Genomic DNA, 22,650 nt, shown 5'->3' on the forward strand with positions numbered 1-22,650 from the left:
AGTGGATATTGCTGCAATAAGTGGAAGTTTAGTATCGTGGATTGTGTTGGTGGTATTATTACTAGCTTGGTTTGGATATTATACTTTTCAAAATTATCGAGTTCGGCAAGTGGCTACATATTTATCGAACGAAGAGTTTAGAAAGGGTATGCGTCGGGCTCAAGTAATTGATCTACGAGAAAGAAATAACTTTAAAAATGGCCATATTCTTGGTGCTAGAAGCCTACCTTATTCGACAATTCGTAGCTTTTACTCTCAACTTAGACCTGATTTACCAGTTTATATGTATGATCAAGGAAGAACTGTTAGTAAGCGGGCCGCTATGCTTTTAAGCAAAAAAGGTTATAAAAATCTTTATATCTTGAAGACCGGTTACCAAAACTGGGATGGAAAAGAGAAAAAGGATGAAATCTAAAAAATGGGTTAAAACATTTACTGTTTTAACCCATTTTTTTTAATTTTAGCTTAACAATTAGCCTTGGTGAGAAGACCGACTTTTACGCATTGCTTTTCTACGGTTATCATCGAACCGTTCTTCTTCTTCTTCAATGGGATCGACTACGGTCTTTTTAAAAGTGAAAAGACCACTGAATAGTGCGGCTAATGTTGCAAGAATACCTACGAATAGGCCACCTGTAAATTTTTTCATTATGATTGCCCCCTTTTCTTAGTTTATAATTATATTATGCTTGATTTACACCTAATTATCTAGTTAATTGTTTTAATTCCTATGGATAGAATAGAGAAATTAATCATAGAAATGGAGAATATAAAGATGCACAAAGTTTTGGCAATCGTGGGGCCAACGGCTGTTGGTAAAACCAAATTATCGATTGAATTAGCAAAACAAATGAACGGCGAAATTATTTCCGGCGATTCAATGCAGGTCTATCGCGGTTTAGATATTGGGACTGCTAAGGTTACCACAGAGGAAATGCACGGCATTCCACATCATTTGATTAATATTTGTGATGTAACCGAACGCTACACCGTCGCCAGATTTGTTAAGGACGCGATTGCGGCAATTAATCAGATCGAAGCAGCTGGGAAAGTTCCGATTATCGCTGGGGGTACAGGGTTTTACCTTCAGGCATTGGAACAAGGACTAAATCTTGGTGGTAATCAAGAAATGGATGAGTCACCAATTAGACAAGAATTACTCACAAAGGCGACAGAAATTGGTAATGAGGCCATGCATGACTGGCTAACTGAAGTTGACCCCCACGCGGCTGCTAAAATTCCGGCTACCAATCAACGGCGGGTTATTCGAGCTTTAGAGGTTTACCTCCAAACAGGTAACCGATTCTCAGAACAAGTTAATAACGACTCTGATTTGGATTTTAAATATATCACCCTAACTACGGATCGTAACTTGTTGTATGACAGAATTAATCAACGAGTGGACGTAATGGTCACTAAGGGGCTATTTAAGGAAGCTAGGTGGCTATTTGATCAAGGCGGTAGAAAATTACCCGCAAGCCAAGGTATTGGCTATCATGAGCTATTTGATTACTTTGAAAATCAAATCACGAAGGATGAAGCAATTGACAAAGTCAAACAGGATTCACGGCACTATGCCAAACGGCAACTAACTTGGTTTCGAAATAAGGTAGATTCAAATTGGTATGATTTAGTTCAACAAAAAAATTCGGTATCCGAAATAGTTGAGGATGCTTCAAAGTGGCTGCAGGAGTAGCTTTTTGGATATGTGATGTTTTGTGACATATGAGGTTGACTATTAGCTTGTAAATGATATTATTAAACTAAGTTTTGTTGGAGGTGAAAAATGTCTGAGAAGGAATTACGGCGGTCTTTATCTGTACTGCCTATTGGAACAGTTATGAAGCTAACTGATTTATCAGCTAGACAGATTCGTTACTATGAGGAACAAGAGCTTGTATTACCAGACCGAAATGATGGTAATCGCCGAATGTACTCATTGAACGATATTGATCGAATCCTTGAAATTAAGGACTACCTTGATGAAGGTTTAAATATTTCTGGAATTAAGGAAGTATACAAAAAACAGCGGTTGCTTGAAGAAGAGAAGAAAAATCATCAAGATAAGCAACTTACTGATAGTGATGTCCGGAGAATTTTGGAAGATGAATTTCTACATATTAGTGGACTAATGCCACCTTCTTCCACATTTAATAACCAAAAACTTTAATTTATAGATAGGGGATTGATCAGGATGGCAACGAGACACGATTACACAAAAGACGATATTCGACAAATGGTTAAGGACGAAGATGTTAAGTTCCTTCGCCTAATGTTTACAGATTTGTTTGGCACGATTAAAAATGTTGAGGTACCAATTACTCAACTAGAAAAACTTTTAGATAACAAATTAATGTTTGACGGTTCTTCAATCGAAGGATTCGTGCGAATTGAAGAAAGTGATATGTATCTATATCCTGATTTATCTACTTGGATGATTTTCCCATGGAGTTCAGAACGTGGTAAGATTGCTCGAGTTATCTGTGAGGTTTATACTCCAGCTGGGAAACCATTCGAAGGTGATCCAAGAAATAACTTAATCCGAGTGCTTGACGATATGAAGAAAGCCGGTTTCACAAGCTTTAATATTGGACCAGAACCAGAATTCTTCTTATTTAAAATGAATGAAAATGGTGAACCAACTCTTAACCTAAACGATAAGGGAAGCTACTTTGATATGGCACCAATGGACTTAGGTGAAAACTGTCGTCGTGAAATCGTGTTAACACTTGAAGAAATGGGCTTTGATGTTGAAGCTGCCCATCATGAAGTGGCACCTGGTCAACACGAAATTGACTTTAAGTATGCTGACGCGTTGACAGCTGCTGATAATATTCAAACATTTAAATTAGTTGTTAAAACAATCGCTAGAAAATACGGTTTGTATGCAACCTTTATGCCAAAACCACTTAGTGGCATTAACGGATCAGGAATGCATTTAAACATGTCATTATTCACTGATAAGGGAAATGCCTTCTATGATGAATCTGGTGAATTAAAATTATCTAAGCAGGCTTATAACTTCTTAGGTGGCCTTTTGAAACACGCCAGAGCTTTTACGGCAATTTGTAACCCAATCGTTAACTCATACAAGCGATTAGTTCCAGGCTATGAAGCCCCAGTATATGTTGCTTGGTCTGGTTCTAACCGTTCACCATTAATTCGAATTCCTAATGCTCGTGGTAACTCTACTCGATTAGAAGTTCGAAGTGTTGATCCAGCAGCTAACCCATACCTTGCAATTGCATGTATGTTGGAAGCCGGGTTGGATGGCCTTAAAAATGAGATTGAACCTGAAGATAGTGTTGATCGTAACATTTATCGAATGGATGCAGAAGAACGTCAAGAAAGTCATATTAAGAACTTACCTGACACATTACACAATGCGCTTAAAGACTTAGAAGCTGATGATGTTATGAAAAATGCATTGGGAACTAAGCTTTACCAAAGTTTCTTTGAGGCAAAGAATTTGGAATACGATTCATACCGGACTCAAGTTTCAGGTTGGGAAAGAGATCAATATCTCGAATTGTATTAAAAGCGTTCGTCGGTTACGAAAAGGACTTGAATTTAGAATTCAGGTCCTTTTTTGTGTTTTTTGAGTTGGTTTAGTAAATTTATGTTAAAAAACTAAGAAATGTCTTTATTTATAGCGATTAGTTAGATAACATTAATTAAGAGTACAAATAAAAAAGTGATGAGGATACGTTATGGATATGAACGAGCAAAATGATCAATTTAGTCAAAATGATTCAATTTTGTCTTCAGCAATTGACCATAAATTGGATTATTTAAACCAATTAAATGAATCTATTAAAAGCGGGGATGATTTAAAATTATACCAATTGATTGATGCCAATCGGTACAATCAAGAATTTAAAGGGGAAACTGCAGACCCTCAACCACAAGATTTTACCTTGGTGTCTGATTTAGACGCTGAATTAAGCCATCATTTGAGTAATCAATTGATTAACTATTTAGGGGATACCTATCCATTTTTCTATTACCATGAATATGAATTAGGTAAATTCAATATTTACTTTGGTACTGGTGGGATCACCGCTTATTTGGTGAGTTAGATGCTTTAAATGTTGAATTTCACTTTGCCGAGGGTGAATACAACAAGTTAGCTCAATCATTCGAACTTGAATTACAAAACAAACGTGTTAATGATGATGAGATGAAGCGTTTAGCTGATGAAAACGAACGGTTAGGCCAATTAATGGATAATCAAACGCAACGTGACCAACAAAAAGACGAGATTCGAGCTCAGATTAAGGAGAACGAAGATAAGTCACCAATGCCTTGGGAGGCTGCTAAGGTTCGTGAAGAACGGGAAAAGCTAAACCAATCAATGCTGGAACTTACCCAAATCGATGAAGAAGCTAATGGCGCTCGGCAAACCATCAAAGAAAATGAAGCTAAAATACTTTCACTATCAAAAGATGAAACTATTTTAAATCTTGAAAAGCAAAACATTCGGGCAACGTTTGGCTCATTTGAAGAATTTAACCAAAATAACCAACAGCTATATACCAAATACCTTGCATTTTTAGAAGATGGATTGAAGGTGAACGTCGATGAATAACGATAACGATATGCAAGAAGCAGAAATTACCGTCCAAGACACGTTTGCTTCATATACTGAATCATTACAAGCAGGACTTGATAATGGTTTAAACTATGTGTCTTTATTCAATACATTAGTTCACACAACTGATTTTGATGAATTATTAAACGCAGCTGAAAAACTTGCTGACTTTGCATTAGATTCAGAATATTTAGAATTTCCCCATCAATTTACTGGTGAGGATGTTCAAACTATCTTCTTGTCACGGGTATTAGAGTTAGGTGGCGTAAATAACCAATTTAACCTTAAAGATACTAATCGAATTCAAAAGTTATTAGGGGTCTTCAATGGATTAGATGAGGAACCGTTTACGTTTAAAAAATCACCTAAAGCTGGAGCTGGTTACTACTTTGTCGCTACTAACGATAGCCAATCATTAATGTACCTTAACCTTAAAACCAAAGAGCTCATGTTCAATGGGCGGGCCTTGATTAATTTCTTTGTAGTGGTTCTTGAAGGTAAGGACGTTGCCATCATTAAGAATGTGTTAGCAACCTTGAAGAAATTCGGTAAGATTCTCAAAGAGACTTCTGGATTTACAGTTGAATTCAACGTGTTGGATAGCTTCAACAGCCAATTCTTCGAATTTGCTGGCGGCACGTGCGAAGAAATCATGGATGAATTATTTGTTAAATCAGCTGCAAATGAATACATATTAATGGCTGATGAACAAGGTAACGCAATTTTGGACCTTAATGCAAACACCACGTTAGTAATTTCAGATAAGGGTACAAATGATCATCCCCGTTATGGAGCATATATTCAAGATAAAGACCAAGCTGAAAACTGGATTTATTTATTGCTAGATTACGATTTTATTCAAAAATGGTACTTGGATAACGAAAAGCAATTGGAAATCTTAGCAAATCGAGTAGTATTTGGTTAAGAACGGAGTTTACTAATGGATTTACAAAAGATGTTGAGGGCTTCAGTATACTTGAATCGATTGATCGATAATAAGAAGCAGTTACACTGGGCACCAGAAGCCCGGGTGCAAAATGCTTTTGTGGCTTTAGACGTTGAACTAGCAGAAGTAGCTAATACTTCTGAATGGTTTAAAGTTTGGAAGACGCATCGTGGCAAGCACGATGAAGGCAAAAATGCAGAAGAGACGCTATTATATGAATACGTTGATGCGATGGATTTCTTTTTATTAATTTCTAATTTGAAGAATTGGAATCACGTAATTCTAAATACGCAACCAGACTTGGCAAAAATTGCTGGCTACAAGCGTGAGCAAAATATGGATAAACAGTATCTAATTATTAAAAAGATGCTGTTTAATGCCTATTTTGAACGTAGTGAGGCGGCCTTTAGCCATTGCTTCAGATTATTTATCAAAATGGGACTTGTTGAATTCGGCTTTTCAGAAGATCAAATTGAAACGGCCTTTATGAAGAAGAATGAATTGAATAAGCAACGACAAGCAGATAACTATTAAATTAAAAAAGCAGGTCCATTACGGGCCTGCTTTTTTGTGCAGTAAAATTAGTTTTCGATGGAAATGTAAATTGCATGTTTGTCCCAGCAATCCCAGACGCCAATTTGAATGGTGTCTGAATCGGCAAATCGTTGTGGTGAATCGATACTACTAATGTGCGGCTTAAAGGCAGACCACTGATCAATGGTAATGTTAGCAGAGCGAGTGGTTGCTTCAGATGATAGGAATTCTCGTTTTAGTTTAGAGTCTGATTTTAGAGGGATGCCTTGCATTTCGTCATCTAAAGTTTCAATAAAGCTTGGAGCAGTGTATTGATCGCCGTCATCGGCGAACTCCTTAAGGTTTTCAAAGTCAGTTTGCGTAATGGGTGCGGTAATTTGGTCCTTGATTACCACGATTTCGTAACCATACTCAATTGGTTTTGCTTGAGGTGCGAGATTGTTAATGATTGTTAGGATTGAATCAATATCTACAGCCATGTGAAGGCCTCCTTGATTGGTGTGGTTAGTTTAAATATAAAATTAGTAGTGAGAAAAAGTTGATTGGTGATCATCATGCATATAAAGTTCCAGCTAAATGTTAATTCATGAATTAGCGCTGATTATTCATCAAGTTTCTTCTGCAAAGCCGTTTTTAGCAATTCAGAAAAATCGATTCCCTGTTCATTACCTAAATCATTTAAATATTTAGGAATTGTGACTGACTTTCGAATGTTTAAATTTTCTTCTTTGTCTCTAGCTAGCGTAGTGTTGGCTTCAATTGGAATAAGTAAATCGTCTTTTGAAACAGATATTTCTTCTGGCACAGAAGGTTTTGGTATCGGTTCTTTATAATCTTCAGTGGTTAATAGATATCCTTCAAGGGCATCTTTGGCCATATGTAATGCATCTTGAAGATTTTCGCCAAACGTCGCAGCATTGGGCGCTAAATCCGGGAATTTAACTTCATACTGCTTTTTGCTATTTTGATGAAAAATTGCTAGATATAGATACTTCATTTGATTACCTCCAAGTTAGATGATAATTTTAATTATTCCTTAGACACTTGATTGAGATGTATGTTGACATGATATCAGATCAATATCATTGGCCATTGTTTGTACATTAGAATAGTTACTTATATTTTAAATCAAATAAAAAATAAAGTCATAAATATTACCTTTTAAAATCTAAATGTAGATGATTACAATTTCCAATCATGATTTTTGTAACCAAGGGGTATCTCATGTGATTATAGAGATATAAGAAATGAGGTGAAACTATGGCTTATAATTCTCGAGTGAATTACTTAAAACTAATTATCTTCGTTATTGTCATTGAAGCATTAGGGATGATTTCCTCATTGTTATCTGGCGATGTCAGGGCCGCATATAACGATTTTACGTTGCCACCGTTTTCTCCACCGGGTCCCTTGTTTGGGATTGTCTGGCCAATTCTGTATTTACTAGTTGGAGTTGCCGGTTACCTAATTTGGATTAATCGTGATTCAAGTCCGACCGATAATCGATTATTTTGGATTCAATTAGTATTGAATCTATCTTGGACCATTGTATTCTTTAATTTCGCGTGGCTATGGGTTGGAGTAATAATTATCTTGACCATGGACGTGATTACAATTAAGATTGTGATTCAATTAAATAGAGGTCAATTGGCATTAGCAAAATGGATGTTAGTTCCGTATCTAATATGGATTTTATTTGCCACATACTTGGCATTTGGCGTAGCGATATTAAATTAAAAAAACAGCCAAAATGGCTGTTTTTTAATACCCACCAGTGGAATCGAACCGCTGTTTAGTCACCAGACATGGGAAAGCTTTATTAGCTCCAACGATTTCGTTTAGATGGCAAGACCATTAAAACGAAGAACCAGATAGTACCAATAATTGGAATTATACTAATTAAAATCCACCAACCAGAACGATCAGTATCATGTAGGCGACGGACCTTAAGTGACCATACACCAAGCCATACAATTGCAGCAACGATTCTTGATGCGATACCAATGTTTAAGTCAGAAACGTTATAGGTAACATCGATTGGATGGCCAGTAGCTGATTGAATGATAGCGATAATGATTCCACCTAAAATGTAGTTAATAATGATTGGCCACCAATAATCAGGGCGATCAGCTGTACCAGAAAAATTAGTAATGTTACCCCAAAACTTCTTATATGAATCGATCATGAATATCACCTCCTTCGACATTTAATTATCCCATAAGTTACTGAAAACGTTAAAAATTTGGCATCATAAATTCGTAAAATAAGCGCAACAAAAATAAAATACACCCGTGGCCATCTTTGACTGTGGGTGTAATAAAACGATAGAATCTATTTGTGATTGATTAGTCATCCAACAGATGGGGATTTTTCTCAAGAATTATTTTGATTGCTTCGTATATTAATGAATTAGCATACTCTTTGGAGGAATCATCACCATTTTTGATTAGTTCTAAGAGTTGATCCTGAGGGTTATCACTAGCTGTTTGCTGGTATCTCCCTGAGGCAACCCGCTCATTATGGCGCTTTGTGGCTCGTTTGATTGCTTCTTCAGTGAATGCTGCTGCTTTGTCATCGCTCATATATTGTCACCACCTTGTGAGTTAATTATCTCACAAGATTGGTAAGTCAGATATTATGATTTGCGGCAAGGAGGTTAGCACATATAAAAAACGCCGTCCTCAAGGCTGGCGTTTTTATATGTTGAGTTTTAGTTATCATCTTAGATACTGAATCATCCAAACAGCAAAACCAGCAATTGCGAATAATAACCACCAATACCGGGCTGCGAAATCCCAAAGTTCATCTGGCCCAGTTGTGACGCGTTTCTTTTAGGCAATCCCAAAACTAGTTCATCAAGCGAACAGTCTAAAATTTCAGCTAATTTCACCAGATAAGTTAAGTCAGGGGTTGATACACCGGCTTCCCATGCTGAAACCATTTGTTGGGGAACTAATAACTTATCTGCAATATCAGCTTGAGATAATCCTTTATTAGCGCTTAATTTAGTTAGTTGCGTTGCGAATAAAATACTCATGTTAGCCACCTCCTAACCTAATTTAATTATCAATTAGATGTGTTACGAATGTAAAGCACAATGCATGCGATTAATCGAATTGACGATTAAATGGTGTAGAGTGAACTCATCAATTTTTAGTATTTGATTCGGTAATCGTCTAATTAGCCATCAAATCGATATCAGTTAACCAGTTACTAAACTCAACTAGTAAATGGATAGCATGTTGATTAATCAATGAATTTGGCAGTATGTCAGGAAATTCAACCTGAAGTCTTGCATGAATCGTATTGTTGGGTTCATCAGTTATTAAATGACGGACCCCGCCAATGATAAAGCCGTTAGTTAATCTACCAGTGCCACTTAGTTCAAAGCGAAAATTTTTATTAGAAGTGGTGGATAACCCTGAATTGTCACCGTATGATAGCGTGAAATCATTGGTGAGTCGAGTTCCACCGGTCATTTCCACGACGGTTTGCTGATTGTGCTCGCCGTAGCTATAGAAATGATTGGGGTTTGCTTTGAAGTTATAGAATTGATTATCCTCAGTGTTATGCATAAACATCTGATTTAAAGTATTGGCAATTTGTTGCGCAGTTAGCTTGCTGTTTTTTAAATACATATCCGCAACTGAAATCTTTCGGTGATTAAACGAAGTTTTGACACCAAGTTTTGTAATTAAATTCGCAATGTCAGATTGATAAGCTAACTGTGACTTCAGTTGATTTTGTCCGATTGCCATTTTGGCCAAAACAACTTCTTCTTTAATAGTTATAAATGAAGTTGTAGATGTGAAGTTTAGTTTCTGTGAGAATCTTTTGTTTAATAATTTAGCCGTTTTTAGGTATTCACGTCGTTGCCACTTTACCAAATCATCTTTTGAAAATGATTGCTTACCAATCATAAAAGTAAAGGGCAAAGATAAGAGGTGCGCTTCAGCTTGTTCGACTTTAGCGAAAATGGTTTGTTGATCCATATTAAATTAACTCCTTAATTAATAAGCTTATGCATTTTAGTTAATCATATTCCTAAAGTTATGGGTTTACTAACGCTTTAATTGATAACTTTTTAAACTTTAATTATTACGATTGATTATTACGGTTAAGTCCACATAAAAAGGATAAATGATGATTATTATCATTTATCCTGAATGGTGTTGGTATATTGGTATGTTCAGCCCCTTTAGTTGGGGGTTGGAATGATGATTTATCAAGTGCATCGTTAATTGATTCCTTGCTAATTTTATCCATTTAGGTTCCGCGTGTTTTGTCTGTGATTTTATGCAAGAAATTACCTAAGTCATATCAACAACGACAGAATCCTTATTGATATTAGATTTGATGGAATTGATTGTATTGATGGCAGTTTCTTTATAAAAATAAGTTTCGCTAGTAGCAACAACTTCATCATTTTCTGATTTGATTAAAAAGTAAAATTGGCCACTTGGCGATTTACGAATAGAAAAGTACAAGTTATCACATCCTTTAGAATAATTATCTCATAAGCTGTGTTGATTATTAAATTTAAAAGTTGAAGGGATAGTGAAATTTCGGTAATAGTGGGGAGAATAGAATATTCGGTTTTGAATTTTATAAATTAACACCAAAGATTTTATTAGTTAGAAGTAATAAAAGAGCCGCACATCTTATTACTAGATGAATGGCTTTTTGTGTTAGACTTTATTTGAGGAGATGATGATTAATGATGGGATTACATCGCTCAAGAACTAATCGTGTTTTTGCAGGTGTTCTTGGAGGAATAGCTGAAAAGTTCGGCTGGAATGCAAATGTATTACGCGCTCTTTGGAGTGTTCTTACATTGACACCTTTTCCGGGATTAATAATTTATTTAGTATTATGGTTAGTAGTTCCTGAAGAGGATTAATTAACTTATAAAAATGGTTTATAATAAAAGCGGTCTTTCTTTTTGGAGACGGCTTTATTTTTTTAATTTAATATTTTAAGTAACTCGGTAATTTAAATGAACTGTATAAATAATTCTTTTGATAGATCATGTCTATAGAGGATTAGCCAAGATAAAATTTATGTTCTATTACATATAGCTATTAAAAAGAAATATTGAAAAATCGGTTGAGTAAATTATAAATATACATTAAATATTAACCGTGACCGGAATTACTAATTATCTTAATTTATGTACAATTATAGATAAATAAAAAACGTTGGTATCGACTAGCAATTCATCGATATCAACGTTTTTTAATTCTATGGACTTTTTTAAACAAATACCATCTATGTATCATTATGTCACAGGAGAGATTCGAACCCTCGACCTACGGTTTAGAAGACCGTTGCTCTATCCAGCTGAGCTACTGTGACAAAATCACAAATCAACGTTTATTAGTATATGTGATTTTTCAAGTTTCGTCAATCTAAAATTGATCAAAAAATCACATTTTTTTGACTTTTTTATTCAGAACTTAAAAATGGGGTAATTAATTTTGTAATTGATCCAAAGTTGAAGAGGTTATCTTGTCATTTGATCTCACTTTAAAAGAGATGGTATCAAATTTTAAAATCACCGGGTCATCGTAATTCAAATGACTTTGAAACTTATTTAGGTACTGCTGAATATCATCAGTTATCTCATCGATCGGAAAGACATGAAGGTTGCCCTTAAGACATATAGAAGAATAATCAACATCAGAGAAAGAAAACACCGAGACTTGGCTTTCCTTACGAATGTTTTTAACAGTAGCAGTATCACGATTTGTATAGAATAAAATCGATCTAAGCGATTTATTAATAGGAAGGGGTGTTAGAGCAACGGTATTAGGAAAATTACTCTTATCAATGGTGGTTACCGAAAAAACGGAGACTGAGTTTACTAATTCACCAGCTAATTTGATAGGATTTGTCATGATGAGGCCTCCAACATAAATAATTATTTTAAGGAACACGTTAATTACAGTTAATTGTAACAAACATTGACTATAAAAGATAAATATACCAATTGTAACCAATATTTTTATCTAGTGTACATAAAAGGTTTTACTTCGGGAAATCTGCCAACTACAACTATATAGGCCACGTAGAATTAAAGGAAGACTAAGCAAATACCAACTATGTAGTCATACAACCATAAACATACCCAGAGCCCAGAACTTCTATCATGTATTAACCGGTTCGTCTATCTTACGAAGCAAAATTCGGCTAAAGACACAGTAAACAAGCTACTAAGATTATGCTTAGTAGGCTTGTAAAATTCTAAATATTAATTTCGTGGCAATTGGCCACGCATAATGTATAAGAAGCGTTCGCCTTTACCAGATATCCAGGTTGACTGGCCAGTATCGGCTAAATAGTGATCATCAGGCATCGCTAGATAGGTGATCTTTAATAATTGATCATGTTGATTATCCATCGTTACTAGTTCTTTAAATAGTTCATCGGCACTATATCCCATGATTTTACCAGCTTTTATAAGGTGTTCAATAACGTCTAAAGAGACGTCGTGATTGTAAGGCAATAGAAATTCTAAGATGAATTGACGTTTCTTATCCGTTGAGTTCATTGTGCACCTCCTAAGTAAATTAAGTGAATCTTAGCATGTTCATTATAAATCTTGTGGTTAAATCAAGAAAATTTAAAGATTTTAGTGGCTTACAAGTTCAGTTGCAAGTAGTCAATTCTCATTATGTCGAAAATCACTCACAAAAGCTCCCTATATATTGCGATTTCCTTAAGATAGTTTAGATTTAGTTAAACGAGTGGTAAGAAGAGGTTAATTATTTGGCTTTAAATCCCATAAACTAGATAATAAAAGTGTGCCAAGTTGACACATATTTTAGGAGGTGGAAGTTGTGGAATTCGTTTTATTTATTGTTCTTATATTTATAGTTTGTGGTTTAATTCAATTATATCTGAATACTTCAACTACCATTCGAGAAAATGGCAAGCACCTTGCAAAAAAATAATCATTTGGGGAAAATCAATCGTGAGTAACGATTGATTTTTATTTTGGCTTTAAATCAAGAACCAGTCCATTTTAAATAATTGTGTTGACTCAAGGATGGATATTTTGTATACTAGTCACGTTGTAATTGTGGCTTCCACAGCTACAACCGCACGAGATGAGCTTCTAAGTCCGAAAGGCGCTTATTTTCGGCGAGTCTAAGCAAAATATAAGGAGGTGCACATATATGTACGCAGTTATTACTACAGGTGGTAAGCAATACAAAGTAACCGAAGGCGAAGCAATTTACGTTGAAAAATTAGACGCAAATGAAGGCGACAAGGTTACCTTTGATCAAGTTGTTATGGTCGGTGGCGATTCTACTAAGATTGGTTCCCCATTAGTTGACGGAGCATCAGTTGAAGGTACTGTTGAAAAACAGGGTCGTGAAAAGAAGGTTGTTATCTTCCGTTACAAGGCTAAAAAGGGCTCACGTTCAAAGAAGGGTCATCGTCAACCATACACCAAGGTTGTTATCAATTCTATCAAGGCCTAACTTAAATCGGGGGTGGCTAAATGATTCAAGCATCAATTGATCACTATTCAGGACATGTCAGCGGATTTCAACTTACAGGCCATGCAGACGCTGGAGAGTATGGGCAAGACATTGTCTGTTCTGCTGTTTCGGTGTTAAGTATTACTACTGTTAATGGTTTACAAGAAGTTGCCGGTATCGACTTAACTGTAGATAGTGATGATGAAAATGGTGGTTATTTGTCAGTCTCGGTTCCAGTTTTAAATGATGCTAAGAAATCAGTTAAAGCTGATGCAATTTTAGATACTTTCGAGAATGGTATGAAAGACATTGCGGAAAGTTACTCTAAATATATTACTTTAAAAACTAACTAAATTAAACATGGAGGTGAATCCTATGTTGAAAATGAATTTACAATTCTTCTCTCACCATAAAGGTGGTGGATCAACTGCCAACGGTCGTAACTCTGCTGGTCGTCGTTTAGGTGCTAAGGCAGCTGATGGCTCAACTGTTACAAGTGGTTCAATTATCTACCGTCAACGTGGTACTCACATTTACCCAGGTAACAATGTTAAACGTGGTAACGATGACACATTGTTCGCATTGGTAGACGGTGTTGTTCGCTTTGAACGTAAAGGCCGCGATAAGCGCCAAGTATCAGTATATCCTCTTGAGGAAGCTGCTGCTAAATAATGTTCAATTAAATTGGGCCCTTACAGGGTCCTTTTTTTATGTCAATTTTTAAAAATTAGCTATTTAGGGCAAAAGTATTATATAATCAACTATGTTATTAAAACCGAGGAGGATTTTAAAATGGCTATATCAACTGCTGATTTTAAAAACGGATTGACTATCGAAGTCGATAACGCAATCTGGAGAATTATTAGTTTTCAACACGTTAAACCAGGTAAGGGTGGCGCTTTTGTTCGTTCAAAACTAAAGAACTTAAGAACTGGTGCCGTTCAAGAAAAGACATTTAGAGCCGGTGCCAAGATGGAACAAGCTCAAATTGACACTCGTAAAATGCAATACTTATATGCTGATGGTGATGATCATGTATTCATGGATCTTGATACTTATGACCAAATCAGCATTCCAGCTGCTCAAATTAAAGAAGAATTAAAATACCTTCAAGAAAACATGGAAGTTAGTGTTATTCAATATGGTACTGAAACTCTTGGAGTTGAACTTCCAAATACTGTAACACTTGAAGTTGCTGAAACTGAACCAGGTATTAAGGGTGATACTGCATCAGGTGGTTCAAAACCTGCTACAATGACAACTGGTTTAACGCTACAAGTACCATTCTTTGTTAACCAAGGCGACAAGCTTGTTATCAATACTCAAGATGGCACTTACATTTCCAGAGGCTAATTTCTGAACTGAAACGGAGGCTATATAATGGCTGATGAAACTAACATTATGTTGCAAAGTGATGATCCCGAATTGGGTAATATCCAAATTGCACCTAATGTTCTTGAAATTATTGCTGGTGTTGCAACGACTGAAGTAGACGGTGTGAATCGGATGCGCAGTTCACTTGCCACCAGTTTAAACGAATTAATTGGTAGAAAAAAGGAGCATGGTAAGGGAGTTAAACTGTCTTATAATGATGCTCATGAATTGGTTGTTGATATTGATGTTTATCTAAACTATGGGGTTTCTGTCCCCAAAGTGGCCTTGGAAATCCAAGCTCAAGTTGAACAACAATTATACTTTATGACTGAACTTAAGGTTTCAGAAGTTAACGTGCATGTTCAAGGCGTTGTTCCTGAAAAAACCGAAAGTACTGTTGACCCCAATAATCCGTTTGCTAACGACGACACAGAAAATGGTGAAACTAGTGGAAATTAATCGTCATCAAATTCGTGAAATCGCGTTTCAAACGCTTTTGCGATGAATACCAACGCTAAGACAGATGTTACCGATTTTTACGCTGTGCTTACTGATGGAAAATTTGGTCAGGATGTTCCTGAATATTTAACTACGGTTGTTTCTGGGGTAGTCGAACATAAAGCTGAGTTAGACGCTTTAATCGAAGACAATCTAACAAGTGGATGGTCAATCTCTCGAATCGCTAAGACGGATTTAATTATTATCGAAGTTGCTTTATTTGAAATGAAGTATGTCGATGATGTACCTGCAAAAGTGGCAATTAATGAAGCCATTGAATTAGCTAAGAAATTCAGTGATGATCGTTCAAGAAAATTTGTTAACGGGATTTTGTCACACGCCCATGAAGAACTGGTAAAATAGATTTACGAACTTGTAAATCTATTTTTTATACATAAAATTATTTGAAGGAGTGGTTTACTTGGCAACATTAATTGATGGAAAAAACTTAGCTAAAAAAATAAATGAAGCAACTGCGCAACGGGTAGCAAAATTAACTTCTAAGTACAGTATTGTCCCGGGATTAGTTGTAATTATCGTTGGTGATGATCAAGCTAGCCAACGATATGTCCGCAACAAACATAGAACCGCCCAAAGATTAGGGATTAACTCGACTATCAAGGAGTTGCCAATTGACGTTTCCCAAGCAGAACTACTATCACTCATTCAACAATACAATACTGATGATTCCGTACATGGAATCCTAGTCCAAGATCCACTTCCTGATCAAATCGATGAAAAGTTAGTCACTAAAACTATTGCTCCCGAAAAGGATGTTGACGGTTTCATCCAGAAAATGTCGGCAAGTTATACTTAAATGATAATTCGCATTATCCGGTTGCTTGTACTCCTAAGGGAATCATGACAATGTTTGATGAATATCATATTGATCTAATGGGCAAAGACGTCGTGATGATTGGTCGTAGTTCGATTGTTGGTAAACCGATGGCCGCATTGATGCTAAATGCGGGTGCCAGTGTGACCATCGTCCACCGTCACTCTAAAGACGTGACAGCTTATACCAGAAACGCTGACGTAGTTGTTTCAGCTACTGGCCAGTTACACACTGTAACTGCTGATAACGTTAAAGCTGGAGCCGTCGTCATTGATGTTGGCCAAAACATCAACGAAGCAGGCCATTTAGTTGGTGATGTTGATTTTGATGAGGTCTCCGCTAAGGCTTCGTTTATTACACCCGTTCCTGGTGGTGTAGGTCCAATGACTATTGCGACCCTGATGCAACAAACTGTCGACTTGACTGAATGGAGTCTTTTGAGTGAATAACGAGTATTTAACAGTAACTGCACTAACTCAGTACATTAAGAAAAAGTTTGATTACGATCCATATTTGACCAAAGTATACTTAACTGGTGAAATCTCTAACTTTCGACTCCGGGCGAATGCCCATCAGTACTTTAGTTTGAAAGATAATAACGCCAAAATTAGTGCCATTATGTTTAAATCGGCGTTTAATAAACTTAAATTCACCCCCGAAGAAGGTATGAAGGTTCTTGTTGTGGGCCATATTTCACTGTATGAACCAACGGGAAGTTACCAAATTTACGTTGATCGCATGGAGCCAGATGGGGTCGGCCAATTCTATCAAGCCTATGAGCAATTAAAAAAGCGATTATCCGCTGAAGGATTATTTACTCAGACTAAACGGCCATTGGTTAAGTATCCAAAGCGAATCGCAGTTGTTACCTCTCCAAGCGGGGCGGTGATTCGAGATATCATTACGACAACCCGCCGCCGCTATCCGATTGCCCAAATTGTACTCTTTCCTGCATTAGTGCAAGGAACCGAAGCAAGTAATGATATTGTTCGACAGATTAACCGCGTTAATCAGTTGGGCGATTTTGATACACTGATTATTGGGCGGGGTGGTGGATCGATTGAGGATTTGTGGCCTTTTAACGAAGAAAATGTTGCTCGAGCAATTTCTACCAGTGAGATTCCGGTGATATCTTCAGTTGGCCATGAGACTGATACCACCATTGCAGACCTAGTTGCAGATGTTCGAGCGGCTACGCCTACGGCAGCGGCGGAATTAGCGGTTCCTAAATTAGACCAAGTACTCTTAGATATTAATAATAATCAAAACCGGTTGATGAATGCGGCCTACCAATTGATCAAGCAAAATCGATTAAGATTGGTTAAGTTACAGGAAGCAGCCGTATTTAAGTCACCTCAGCGGATATATGAAACTTATGCGCAGCGAGTTGACATGTTGATGCAGCGACTGATTGCCAATAATAGTCAAAACTTTAACCGAGTTCAAAGCATCTACCGTGATTTAAATAATCGTTTAAAGATCACGGCACCTACTAATCGAATTGACCAGTTAAAACAACTTAATGCGTCACTTGAATTGAGAATGACTCAAGCCCAAACGTTACGGTTATCCGAAATTAAAAAGCGGTACCAAATCGCAGTATCTTCATTGGATCACTTGAGTCCACTAAAAATACTTGCTCGGGGCTATTCATTTACTACTGATCAGGATGAAAAATTAATTTCATCGGTCGACCAGGTTAAGCCGGGTACCGATGTGAACATTCACATTGCTGATGGAACTTTAATGGCAACTGTAACTAAAATTACTGATGATAAGCGAGAGGAAAAAGATGGCAGATAGCAAGACTTTCGAAGAGAAAATGCAAGAATTAGAAGTTATCGTAAACGAATTAGAACAAGGTAATGTACCTCTAGAAGAATCGATTACTAAGTTTAAAGATGGCATGCAACTAAGCGAAGATTTAGCTAAGACGTTAAACAATGCTGAGAAGACCATGGCCAAAATCATTGATGATAATGGTAAAGAATCAGCGTTTGAAACTGTAGAAGACGGTACAAACAACGATGACCAAAATTAAACAATTTGAATCCGAATGGTTACCCAAAATTAATGAGTTATTAGTTCATCAAGTAGCGATTGATGGCTCTCAAGAGCAATTAGTCGCCGCTATGCAATACTCTGTGGATGCTGGTGGAAAACGATTGCGCCCATTATTGGCATTAGCTACGGTTATTTCATTGGGGAAGTCAGTCAATGTCGACGTTCTTAAGGCGTTAACAGCAGTTGAACTATTGCATACTTATTCACTAATTCATGATGATTTACCCGCGATGGATGATGATGACCTTCGACGAGGAAAACCATCAAATCATGTGATCTATGGTGATGCGCTAGCAACCTTAGCAGGTGATGGTTTGCAAGCTTTGGCATTTCAATGGGTGACTGATAATCAGCTAACGTCTACCATTCAAAGTGAATTGGCTTTGAAATTAGCAATAGCTGCTGGACCGGCCGGAATGGTAGCTGGCCAAGCGGATGATGTGTTAAATGAGAATAATCCATTAACGGCTGACCAACTGCGTGTGCTCCACGAAAACAAAACAGGGGCCCTCATTCATTATGCGGTGGAATCAGGATTGATCGTGGGAGACATCAAGCCAAGCGACCGACAACAATATTTGCGGTTTGCAGATGACTATGGCTTAGCGTTTCAAATTTATGATGATGTATTGGATGTCGTTAGTAACGAACAAACGCTTGGTAAACCTGTCCATCAAGATGCAGATAAGAACACTTATCCTAATCTGTTTGGACTGGCTGAATCAAAACGGCTTCTAAAAGCTACTATTGCTGATGGACTAGCAGCTTTAGACCAAATTCAGAAAAGCCAAGGATATGATCCAGAAATATTGAGAGCTCTATGTGGATACTTTAAGATTGAGGAAATATAATTAATGGAAAAACAACGTGTAGATGTTTTATTAGTTGAACAAGGCTTGTTTGATACTCGGGAACAAGCTAAACGAGCTGTGATGGCTGGAGAGGTGCTGGGAAAAAATGAAGAGCGCCTTGACAAACCTGGGGTGAAAATTCCAGTTGATACCGAGTTACACATTAAAGGGACCCCAATGCCTTACGTTAGTCGTGGGGGATTGAAGCTAGAAAAAGCACTTAAAGTCTTTAATATCAGTGTCCAAGACAAAGTGGTGTTAGACATTGGTAGTTCAACTGGTGGTTTTACTGACGTTATGCTTCAAAATGGGGCTAAACTAAGTTATGCTCTAGATGTTGGTAGTAATCAATTAGTGTGGAAGCTTCGCCAAGATCCTCGGGTAGTGGTAATGGAACACACTAATTTTCGTTATAGCAAGGTTGCTGATTTTACTGAGGGTCAACCTGAGTTCTCATCGATCGATGTTTCGTTTATTTCGTTGAAATTAATTCTACCTACCTTAAAGGATATTATCGTTCCAGATGGACAGGTAGTTGCATTGATCAACTCAATTTGAGGCGGGCAAAGCCAAGGTTGGCAAACATGGAATTGTTCGTGATCGATCAGTGCATAAGGAAGTATTAACGACGATTCTTGATTTCGCGGTTGAAACTGGTTTTGAAGTTGAAAAATTAGATTTCTCGCCAATCAAGGGTGGTTCAGGTAACATTGAATTTTTAGTACTTCTTAAATCGGTTGCTGAACCAACGATTAAACCAAGCGTATCAATTGAAACAGTTATTAAGAATGCTTATTCTGAGTTAAAAAAGGACTAGGCCCAGGAGGTTACTATGAGAAAAAAGGATCGCCAAAGAATTATTCGCAGTTTGTTGTCAACCAATGATTTAGAGACGCAAGAAGATTTTGTTAAGGTATTGGCGGATCAAAATGTCTGGGTGACGCAAGCCACAATTTCTCGTGATATTAAAGAAATGCAACTAGTTAAGGTGCCATCGCCTAATGGTGGCTACCGGTATAGTTTACCTACCCAAAAGAATGTTGATACCGAGAAGAAATTAGTTCAGTCAATTCAAGACTCGTTTGTGTCAATTGACACCCAGGATAAATTAGTATTCATGAAAGTTTTGCCTGGGAGCGGTCCGATTATCTCTAGTTTGTTATACCAACTTAAATTTGATGACGTCTTTGGAACACTTGGCGATGACAATACAGTGTTAGTGATCTGTGTGTCTGACCAAGCGGCAATCGACTTTAAAATCGAGTAAACGAGATGCTAACAGGCATCTAGCGAGAAGGATGATTAATGTTATTAGAATTATCAATAACTGACTTTGCTATAATTGAGCACTTGGATGTTGATTTTCAAGCAGGAATGACCGTGCTAACTGGTGAAACCGGCGCTGGAAAGTCGATCATTATCGATGCCGTGTCTTTGTTAGCTGGTTCCCGGGGCTCGAAAGATTTTATTCGGACTGGAGCTAAAAAAGCTATCATTGCCGGTAATTTTGTGTTAGACGATAGTAATCCCACGTACGGCTTATTAGACGATTTGGGGATCGATCATGATGACGGTAGTGTCGTGATTGAACGAGAATTGTTTGAAAGTGGTCGCAATAGTTGTCGCGTTAACGGGCGACTAGTTAATATCACCACGCTTAGACGAATCGGCGAGACCATCGTGGACATTCAAGGCCAAAATGACCATCAAGAACTGATGAATCCAGATCGCCACATTTTTCTGCTCGACGAATTTGGTGAAACTGAATTAACGGATTTATTAGCGAAGTATCGGTCAGAATATGGCGAATACTTAAAGTTAAAGGCAGTTAGTGAGCAAAAAAGTCAAAACGAGAAAGCCTGGGCTCAACGATTAGACATGCTGAAATTTCAAATTAATGAAATTGATAGCGCGGCTTTAAGCGTTGGTGAAGAAGAAGAATTGATCGCCCAACGGGACCGATTAAACAATTTTCAGCGAATTCATGACGCCTTGGTGACTAGTTATGAGAGTTTAAATAATGATGAGACTAGTTCTCTTGATGGAGTCGGGACTGCAATGAGTTCAATGCAGACTATTGATGACTTAGATCCAGAATTCCATCAAATTTCTGAAGACATTTCCGGGGCGTTTTACGCGCTCCAAGATGCGGTCAGTTCATTATCTGATCAAATCAGTAATTTAGAATTTAATCAAAATACTCTAGACGAAGTAGAACAACGATTAAATCTAATTAATCAATTGGAGAAAAATACGGTGATACGCTTGCACAAGTCTTAGACTATCGGCAAACTATTGGCGATGAGCTTAACCAGATGCAAGGTTCAGCCGCTGAAGATAGTGATTTGGCGGATCGTCTTGAAGCTTCCAAACAAAGTTTAGTGAAGATGGCCAAGTCAATTTCAACTAAACGTCAAGCGGTGGCCACTCAGTTAAAAGACGGCGTGCAACAGCAATTAGCCGATTTATTTATGGAAAAGGCTGTGTTTGAGGTTCATATTGAACCAACGACAGAACTGAACCGAAACGGTATGGATAGTGTTGAATTCTTTATTCAAACTAATCCTGGCGAGAAACTATTACCCCTAGTCAAATCTGCATCCGGTGGGGAACTGTCAAGAATTATGCTAGCGTTGAAGACAATCTTTGCTAAAGCGGTTGGCGTTACATCAATTATTTTTGATGAAGTTGATACGGGAGTTTCTGGTCGCGTTGCTCAAGCAATTGCTAACAAGATTTATACGATTTCGGCTAAATCACAGGTATTATGCATTACGCATTTGCCTCAAGTCGCTGCCATGAGTGACCAACATTACTTTATTTCTAAACAAGTCACTGGTAATCGAACGATGACTCATTTGCAAGAGCTGGACGAGGATGACAGCATCAATGAATTATCGCGGATGTTAGCCGGAACAGAGGTTACTAAGATTACTCGTGAACATGCTGAGGAATTATTAAAATTGGCAAGTCACGAAAAAGCGGTGATTCGTGCTGCTTTGAAGTAGACCAAAACAAAAAGACGCTAACCATCTAGATTGATTACAGATGGTTAGCGTCTTTAAAACTATTAGTAACTTAAGCAACGAATGCGGGATTGGCGGTTGGATACTAGTTACATTTTTGAATAGCCGTTAATTCATTTAAGAAAAATAGTTTGGTAAGATTAGTAGCTTGTTCTTTGATTAAATAGCGCTCATCTTTTAGATGATGTAATAAACCAGTCACGGGAGTATCATCGTTATTAAAGGTTAGCGTTACTGGAAAGGTTTTATCAATTGCTTGGTCGGCAAAGTAGTGTAATTGTCGATATGGCATTTGAGCAAGGCTTGAATGAGTGGGTAACACGTTTAATAATTTTTGGTAATTATGTTTAACGTTATTCGTGATCTCGGTTAAATAAGATTGTGTGTTTTGCATTAGTAATCACTCCGAACATTTGTTTGTGTTTTCATTATACGAACTAACGT

30 protein-coding genes, 1 tRNA gene, 4 pseudogenes and 1 other annotated feature are annotated in these 22,650 nt (G+C 37.2%); of the genes and pseudogenes, 23 read left to right on the forward strand and 12 right to left on the reverse strand.

The window, feature by feature from the left end; all coding sequences use genetic code 11:
- The first annotated feature begins 1 nt into the window (after position 1).
- On the forward strand, positions 2 to 415 hold the full coding sequence (locus tag NBRC111893_RS04140) for a rhodanese-like domain-containing protein (RefSeq protein ID WP_125008106.1): 414 nt from the start codon (positions 2 to 4) through the stop codon (positions 413 to 415).
- A 57-nt stretch (positions 416 to 472) separates the two neighbouring features.
- Here the strand turns inward: NBRC111893_RS04140 and NBRC111893_RS04145 are convergent, their stop codons facing one another.
- Positions 473 to 649 carry a DUF3042 family protein gene (locus NBRC111893_RS04145; RefSeq protein WP_125008107.1) on the reverse strand — a complete coding sequence of 59 codons (177 nt, stop codon included), beginning with the start codon at positions 647 to 649 and terminating at the stop codon, positions 473 to 475.
- Positions 650 to 775: 126 nt separating this feature from the next.
- Here NBRC111893_RS04145 and miaA point away from each other — a divergent pair, with 126 nt between their 5' ends.
- The 7 genes from miaA (at position 776) to NBRC111893_RS04175 (ending at position 6,071) form a co-directional block, all read left to right on the forward strand.
- Entirely contained in the window at positions 776 to 1,696 is a 921-nt protein-coding gene (miaA, locus tag NBRC111893_RS04150; protein ID WP_125008108.1) for a tRNA (adenosine(37)-N6)-dimethylallyltransferase MiaA, read from the forward strand.
- A 90-nt stretch (positions 1,697 to 1,786) separates the two neighbouring features.
- A complete protein-coding gene (locus NBRC111893_RS04155; RefSeq protein ID WP_125008109.1) occupies positions 1,787 to 2,170 on the forward strand; it encodes a MerR family transcriptional regulator in 384 nt (127 codons plus the stop codon).
- Positions 2,171 to 2,194: 24 nt separating this feature from the next.
- Positions 2,195 to 3,538 carry a type I glutamate--ammonia ligase gene (gene glnA / locus NBRC111893_RS04160; RefSeq protein WP_125008110.1) on the forward strand — a complete coding sequence of 448 codons (1,344 nt, stop codon included), beginning with the start codon at positions 2,195 to 2,197 and terminating at the stop codon, positions 3,536 to 3,538.
- 172 nt (positions 3,539 to 3,710) lie between these two features.
- Positions 3,711 to 4,079, forward strand: a complete 369-nt coding sequence (locus NBRC111893_RS11150; RefSeq protein WP_225417561.1) for a hypothetical protein — start codon at positions 3,711 to 3,713, stop codon at positions 4,077 to 4,079.
- 101 nt (positions 4,080 to 4,180) lie between these two features.
- A complete protein-coding gene (locus NBRC111893_RS11155; protein WP_225417568.1) occupies positions 4,181 to 4,588 on the forward strand; it encodes a hypothetical protein in 408 nt (135 codons plus the stop codon).
- The gene (locus NBRC111893_RS04170; RefSeq protein WP_125008111.1) at positions 4,581 to 5,516 is read left to right on the forward strand and encodes a hypothetical protein; all 936 of its coding nucleotides are present in this window, start codon (positions 4,581 to 4,583) and stop codon (positions 5,514 to 5,516) included. The genes NBRC111893_RS11155 and NBRC111893_RS04170 overlap by 8 nt, the downstream gene beginning before the upstream one ends.
- Positions 5,517 to 5,531: 15 nt before the next feature.
- Positions 5,532 to 6,071, forward strand: a complete 540-nt coding sequence (locus NBRC111893_RS04175) for a dUTPase (RefSeq protein ID WP_125008112.1) — start codon at positions 5,532 to 5,534, stop codon at positions 6,069 to 6,071.
- Positions 6,072 to 6,118: 47 nt separating this feature from the next.
- Here the strand turns inward: NBRC111893_RS04175 and NBRC111893_RS04180 are convergent, their stop codons facing one another.
- Both NBRC111893_RS04180 and NBRC111893_RS04185 read right to left on the reverse strand, forming a co-directional pair.
- Positions 6,119 to 6,550 (reverse strand): hypothetical protein, encoded by a 432-nt coding sequence (locus tag NBRC111893_RS04180; protein WP_125008113.1) that lies wholly within the window; start codon positions 6,548 to 6,550, stop codon positions 6,119 to 6,121.
- 122 nt (positions 6,551 to 6,672) lie between these two features.
- Positions 6,673 to 7,068: a type II toxin-antitoxin system HicB family antitoxin gene (locus NBRC111893_RS04185; protein WP_125008114.1), complete on the reverse strand. Its 396-nt coding sequence runs from the start codon at positions 7,066 to 7,068 to the stop codon at positions 6,673 to 6,675.
- Between the two features lie 263 nt (positions 7,069 to 7,331).
- Between NBRC111893_RS04185 and NBRC111893_RS04190 the strand changes: the two genes are divergently transcribed.
- Positions 7,332 to 7,808, forward strand: coding sequence for a TspO/MBR family protein (locus NBRC111893_RS04190; protein ID WP_125008115.1), 477 nt, complete (start codon positions 7,332 to 7,334; stop codon positions 7,806 to 7,808).
- 82 nt (positions 7,809 to 7,890) lie between these two features.
- On the opposite strand, the gene NBRC111893_RS04195 is transcribed toward NBRC111893_RS04190, so the two are convergent.
- The 5 genes from NBRC111893_RS04195 to NBRC111893_RS04215 all read right to left on the reverse strand — a co-directional run bounded on the left by NBRC111893_RS04195 (position 7,891) and on the right by NBRC111893_RS04215 (position 10,558).
- Positions 7,891 to 8,256 (reverse strand): DUF805 domain-containing protein, encoded by a 366-nt coding sequence (locus tag NBRC111893_RS04195; RefSeq protein WP_125008116.1) that lies wholly within the window; start codon positions 8,254 to 8,256, stop codon positions 7,891 to 7,893.
- A gap of 160 nt (positions 8,257 to 8,416) precedes the next feature.
- Positions 8,417 to 8,653 carry a hypothetical protein gene (locus tag NBRC111893_RS04200; RefSeq protein ID WP_125008117.1) on the reverse strand — a complete coding sequence of 79 codons (237 nt, stop codon included), beginning with the start codon at positions 8,651 to 8,653 and terminating at the stop codon, positions 8,417 to 8,419.
- A 152-nt stretch (positions 8,654 to 8,805) separates the two neighbouring features.
- Positions 8,806 to 9,108, reverse strand: coding sequence for a helix-turn-helix transcriptional regulator (locus tag NBRC111893_RS04205; protein ID WP_225417570.1), 303 nt, complete (start codon positions 9,106 to 9,108; stop codon positions 8,806 to 8,808).
- 139 nt (positions 9,109 to 9,247) lie between these two features.
- Positions 9,248 to 10,063, reverse strand: coding sequence for a hypothetical protein (locus tag NBRC111893_RS04210; RefSeq protein ID WP_125008118.1), 816 nt, complete (start codon positions 10,061 to 10,063; stop codon positions 9,248 to 9,250).
- 318 nt (positions 10,064 to 10,381) lie between these two features.
- Entirely contained in the window at positions 10,382 to 10,558 is a 177-nt protein-coding gene (locus tag NBRC111893_RS04215) for a YegP family protein (protein ID WP_125008119.1), read from the reverse strand.
- A 230-nt stretch (positions 10,559 to 10,788) separates the two neighbouring features.
- Here NBRC111893_RS04215 and NBRC111893_RS04220 point away from each other — a divergent pair, with 230 nt between their 5' ends.
- Positions 10,789 to 10,971: a PspC domain-containing protein gene (locus tag NBRC111893_RS04220; protein ID WP_191984818.1), complete on the forward strand. Its 183-nt coding sequence runs from the start codon at positions 10,789 to 10,791 to the stop codon at positions 10,969 to 10,971.
- Between the two features lie 381 nt (positions 10,972 to 11,352).
- Here NBRC111893_RS04220 and NBRC111893_RS04225 read toward each other — a convergent pair.
- The 3 genes from NBRC111893_RS04225 to NBRC111893_RS04235 all read right to left on the reverse strand — a co-directional run bounded on the left by NBRC111893_RS04225 (position 11,353) and on the right by NBRC111893_RS04235 (position 12,621).
- Positions 11,353 to 11,426: transfer RNA gene (locus tag NBRC111893_RS04225), tRNA-Arg, on the reverse strand.
- Positions 11,427 to 11,542: 116 nt separating this feature from the next.
- Complete coding sequence (locus tag NBRC111893_RS04230; RefSeq protein ID WP_125008120.1) at positions 11,543 to 11,968, reverse strand: pyridoxamine 5'-phosphate oxidase family protein; 426 nt, start codon at positions 11,966 to 11,968, stop codon at positions 11,543 to 11,545.
- Between the two features lie 353 nt (positions 11,969 to 12,321).
- On the reverse strand, positions 12,322 to 12,621 hold the full coding sequence (locus tag NBRC111893_RS04235; RefSeq protein ID WP_125008121.1) for a hypothetical protein: 300 nt from the start codon (positions 12,619 to 12,621) through the stop codon (positions 12,322 to 12,324).
- A gap of 538 nt (positions 12,622 to 13,159) precedes the next feature.
- Positions 13,160 to 13,232 (forward strand) — a sequence feature (ribosomal protein L21 leader region).
- 17 nt (positions 13,233 to 13,249) lie between these two features.
- Between NBRC111893_RS04235 and rplU the strand changes: the two genes are divergently transcribed.
- From rplU to recN, 13 genes and pseudogenes are all read left to right on the forward strand, one after another.
- Positions 13,250 to 13,558, forward strand: a complete 309-nt coding sequence (gene rplU / locus NBRC111893_RS04240; protein WP_125008122.1) for a 50S ribosomal protein L21 — start codon at positions 13,250 to 13,252, stop codon at positions 13,556 to 13,558.
- A 20-nt stretch (positions 13,559 to 13,578) separates the two neighbouring features.
- Entirely contained in the window at positions 13,579 to 13,911 is a 333-nt protein-coding gene (locus tag NBRC111893_RS04245) for a ribosomal-processing cysteine protease Prp (RefSeq protein ID WP_125008123.1), read from the forward strand.
- Between the two features lie 25 nt (positions 13,912 to 13,936).
- Entirely contained in the window at positions 13,937 to 14,230 is a 294-nt protein-coding gene (gene rpmA / locus NBRC111893_RS04250) for a 50S ribosomal protein L27 (protein ID WP_191984825.1), read from the forward strand.
- A gap of 120 nt (positions 14,231 to 14,350) precedes the next feature.
- Positions 14,351 to 14,911: an elongation factor P gene (gene efp, locus NBRC111893_RS04255; protein ID WP_125008125.1), complete on the forward strand. Its 561-nt coding sequence runs from the start codon at positions 14,351 to 14,353 to the stop codon at positions 14,909 to 14,911.
- 27 nt (positions 14,912 to 14,938) lie between these two features.
- The gene (locus NBRC111893_RS04260) at positions 14,939 to 15,391 is read left to right on the forward strand and encodes an Asp23/Gls24 family envelope stress response protein (RefSeq protein ID WP_125008126.1); all 453 of its coding nucleotides are present in this window, start codon (positions 14,939 to 14,941) and stop codon (positions 15,389 to 15,391) included.
- A pseudogene (gene nusB / locus NBRC111893_RS04265) lies at positions 15,381 to 15,793 on the forward strand (transcription antitermination factor NusB). Before NBRC111893_RS04260 ends, nusB begins: the two are co-directional and overlap by 11 nt.
- 58 nt (positions 15,794 to 15,851) lie before the next feature.
- Positions 15,852 to 16,714, forward strand: a pseudogene (locus NBRC111893_RS04270) (bifunctional 5,10-methylenetetrahydrofolate dehydrogenase/5,10-methenyltetrahydrofolate cyclohydrolase).
- Complete coding sequence (xseA, locus tag NBRC111893_RS04275; RefSeq protein ID WP_125008127.1) at positions 16,707 to 18,068, forward strand: exodeoxyribonuclease VII large subunit; 1,362 nt, start codon at positions 16,707 to 16,709, stop codon at positions 18,066 to 18,068. The pseudogene NBRC111893_RS04270 and the gene xseA overlap by 8 nt, the downstream one beginning before the upstream one ends.
- Entirely contained in the window at positions 18,058 to 18,306 is a 249-nt protein-coding gene (locus tag NBRC111893_RS04280; protein ID WP_125008128.1) for an exodeoxyribonuclease VII small subunit, read from the forward strand. Before xseA ends, NBRC111893_RS04280 begins: the two co-directional genes overlap by 11 nt.
- Complete coding sequence (locus NBRC111893_RS04285; protein WP_125008129.1) at positions 18,293 to 19,180, forward strand: polyprenyl synthetase family protein; 888 nt, start codon at positions 18,293 to 18,295, stop codon at positions 19,178 to 19,180. The genes NBRC111893_RS04280 and NBRC111893_RS04285 overlap by 14 nt, the downstream gene beginning before the upstream one ends.
- Before the next feature lie 3 nt (positions 19,181 to 19,183).
- A pseudogene (locus tag NBRC111893_RS04290) lies at positions 19,184 to 19,997 on the forward strand (TlyA family RNA methyltransferase).
- Positions 19,998 to 20,012: 15 nt separating this feature from the next.
- On the forward strand, positions 20,013 to 20,447 hold the full coding sequence (locus tag NBRC111893_RS04295; protein ID WP_125008130.1) for an arginine repressor: 435 nt from the start codon (positions 20,013 to 20,015) through the stop codon (positions 20,445 to 20,447).
- Between the two features lie 38 nt (positions 20,448 to 20,485).
- A pseudogene (gene recN / locus NBRC111893_RS04300) lies at positions 20,486 to 22,188 on the forward strand (DNA repair protein RecN).
- 103 nt (positions 22,189 to 22,291) lie between these two features.
- On the opposite strand, the gene NBRC111893_RS04305 reads toward recN, so the two are convergent.
- Complete coding sequence (locus NBRC111893_RS04305; RefSeq protein WP_125008131.1) at positions 22,292 to 22,600, reverse strand: hypothetical protein; 309 nt, start codon at positions 22,598 to 22,600, stop codon at positions 22,292 to 22,294.
- Positions 22,601 to 22,650 lie beyond the last annotated feature (50 nt).

Origin of the sequence: Lentilactobacillus kosonis (assembly GCF_003864335.1) — a bacterium.
GTDB classification, from domain to species: Bacteria; Bacillota; Bacilli; order Lactobacillales; family Lactobacillaceae; genus Lentilactobacillus; species Lentilactobacillus kosonis.

Coding starts and splice junctions, on each gene's coding strand:
- glnA (WP_125008110.1), top strand. CDS start 2,195: ATGGCAACGAGACACGATTACACAAAAGACGATATTCGACAAATGGTT.
- NBRC111893_RS04285 (WP_125008129.1), top strand. CDS start 18,293: ATGACCAAAATTAAACAATTTGAATCCGAATGGTTACCCAAAATTAAT.
- efp (WP_125008125.1), top strand. CDS start 14,351: ATGGCTATATCAACTGCTGATTTTAAAAACGGATTGACTATCGAAGTC.
- NBRC111893_RS04295 (WP_125008130.1), top strand. CDS start 20,013: ATGAGAAAAAAGGATCGCCAAAGAATTATTCGCAGTTTGTTGTCAACC.
- NBRC111893_RS04200 (WP_125008117.1), bottom strand. CDS start 8,653: ATGAGCGATGACAAAGCAGCAGCATTCACTGAAGAAGCAATCAAACGA.
- NBRC111893_RS04220 (WP_191984818.1), top strand. CDS start 10,789: ATGATGGGATTACATCGCTCAAGAACTAATCGTGTTTTTGCAGGTGTT.
- NBRC111893_RS04175 (WP_125008112.1), top strand. CDS start 5,532: ATGGATTTACAAAAGATGTTGAGGGCTTCAGTATACTTGAATCGATTG.
- NBRC111893_RS04280 (WP_125008128.1), top strand. CDS start 18,058: ATGGCAGATAGCAAGACTTTCGAAGAGAAAATGCAAGAATTAGAAGTT.
- NBRC111893_RS04145 (WP_125008107.1), bottom strand. CDS start 649: ATGAAAAAATTTACAGGTGGCCTATTCGTAGGTATTCTTGCAACATTA.
- NBRC111893_RS04195 (WP_125008116.1), bottom strand. CDS start 8,256: ATGATCGATTCATATAAGAAGTTTTGGGGTAACATTACTAATTTTTCT.
- NBRC111893_RS04235 (WP_125008121.1), bottom strand. CDS start 12,621: ATGAACTCAACGGATAAGAAACGTCAATTCATCTTAGAATTTCTATTG.
- NBRC111893_RS04190 (WP_125008115.1), top strand. CDS start 7,332: ATGGCTTATAATTCTCGAGTGAATTACTTAAAACTAATTATCTTCGTT.
- NBRC111893_RS04205 (WP_225417570.1), bottom strand. CDS start 9,108: ATGAGTATTTTATTCGCAACGCAACTAACTAAATTAAGCGCTAATAAA.
- NBRC111893_RS04305 (WP_125008131.1), bottom strand. CDS start 22,600: ATGCAAAACACACAATCTTATTTAACCGAGATCACGAATAACGTTAAA.
- NBRC111893_RS04155 (WP_125008109.1), top strand. CDS start 1,787: ATGTCTGAGAAGGAATTACGGCGGTCTTTATCTGTACTGCCTATTGGA.
- NBRC111893_RS04260 (WP_125008126.1), top strand. CDS start 14,939: ATGGCTGATGAAACTAACATTATGTTGCAAAGTGATGATCCCGAATTG.
- NBRC111893_RS04180 (WP_125008113.1), bottom strand. CDS start 6,550: ATGGCTGTAGATATTGATTCAATCCTAACAATCATTAACAATCTCGCA.
- NBRC111893_RS11150 (WP_225417561.1), top strand. CDS start 3,711: ATGGATATGAACGAGCAAAATGATCAATTTAGTCAAAATGATTCAATT.
- NBRC111893_RS04210 (WP_125008118.1), bottom strand. CDS start 10,063: ATGGATCAACAAACCATTTTCGCTAAAGTCGAACAAGCTGAAGCGCAC.
- miaA (WP_125008108.1), top strand. CDS start 776: ATGCACAAAGTTTTGGCAATCGTGGGGCCAACGGCTGTTGGTAAAACC.
- NBRC111893_RS04230 (WP_125008120.1), bottom strand. CDS start 11,968: ATGACAAATCCTATCAAATTAGCTGGTGAATTAGTAAACTCAGTCTCC.
- NBRC111893_RS04185 (WP_125008114.1), bottom strand. CDS start 7,068: ATGAAGTATCTATATCTAGCAATTTTTCATCAAAATAGCAAAAAGCAG.
- NBRC111893_RS11155 (WP_225417568.1), top strand. CDS start 4,181: ATGAAGCGTTTAGCTGATGAAAACGAACGGTTAGGCCAATTAATGGAT.
- NBRC111893_RS04170 (WP_125008111.1), top strand. CDS start 4,581: ATGAATAACGATAACGATATGCAAGAAGCAGAAATTACCGTCCAAGAC.
- rplU (WP_125008122.1), top strand. CDS start 13,250: ATGTACGCAGTTATTACTACAGGTGGTAAGCAATACAAAGTAACCGAA.
- NBRC111893_RS04245 (WP_125008123.1), top strand. CDS start 13,579: ATGATTCAAGCATCAATTGATCACTATTCAGGACATGTCAGCGGATTT.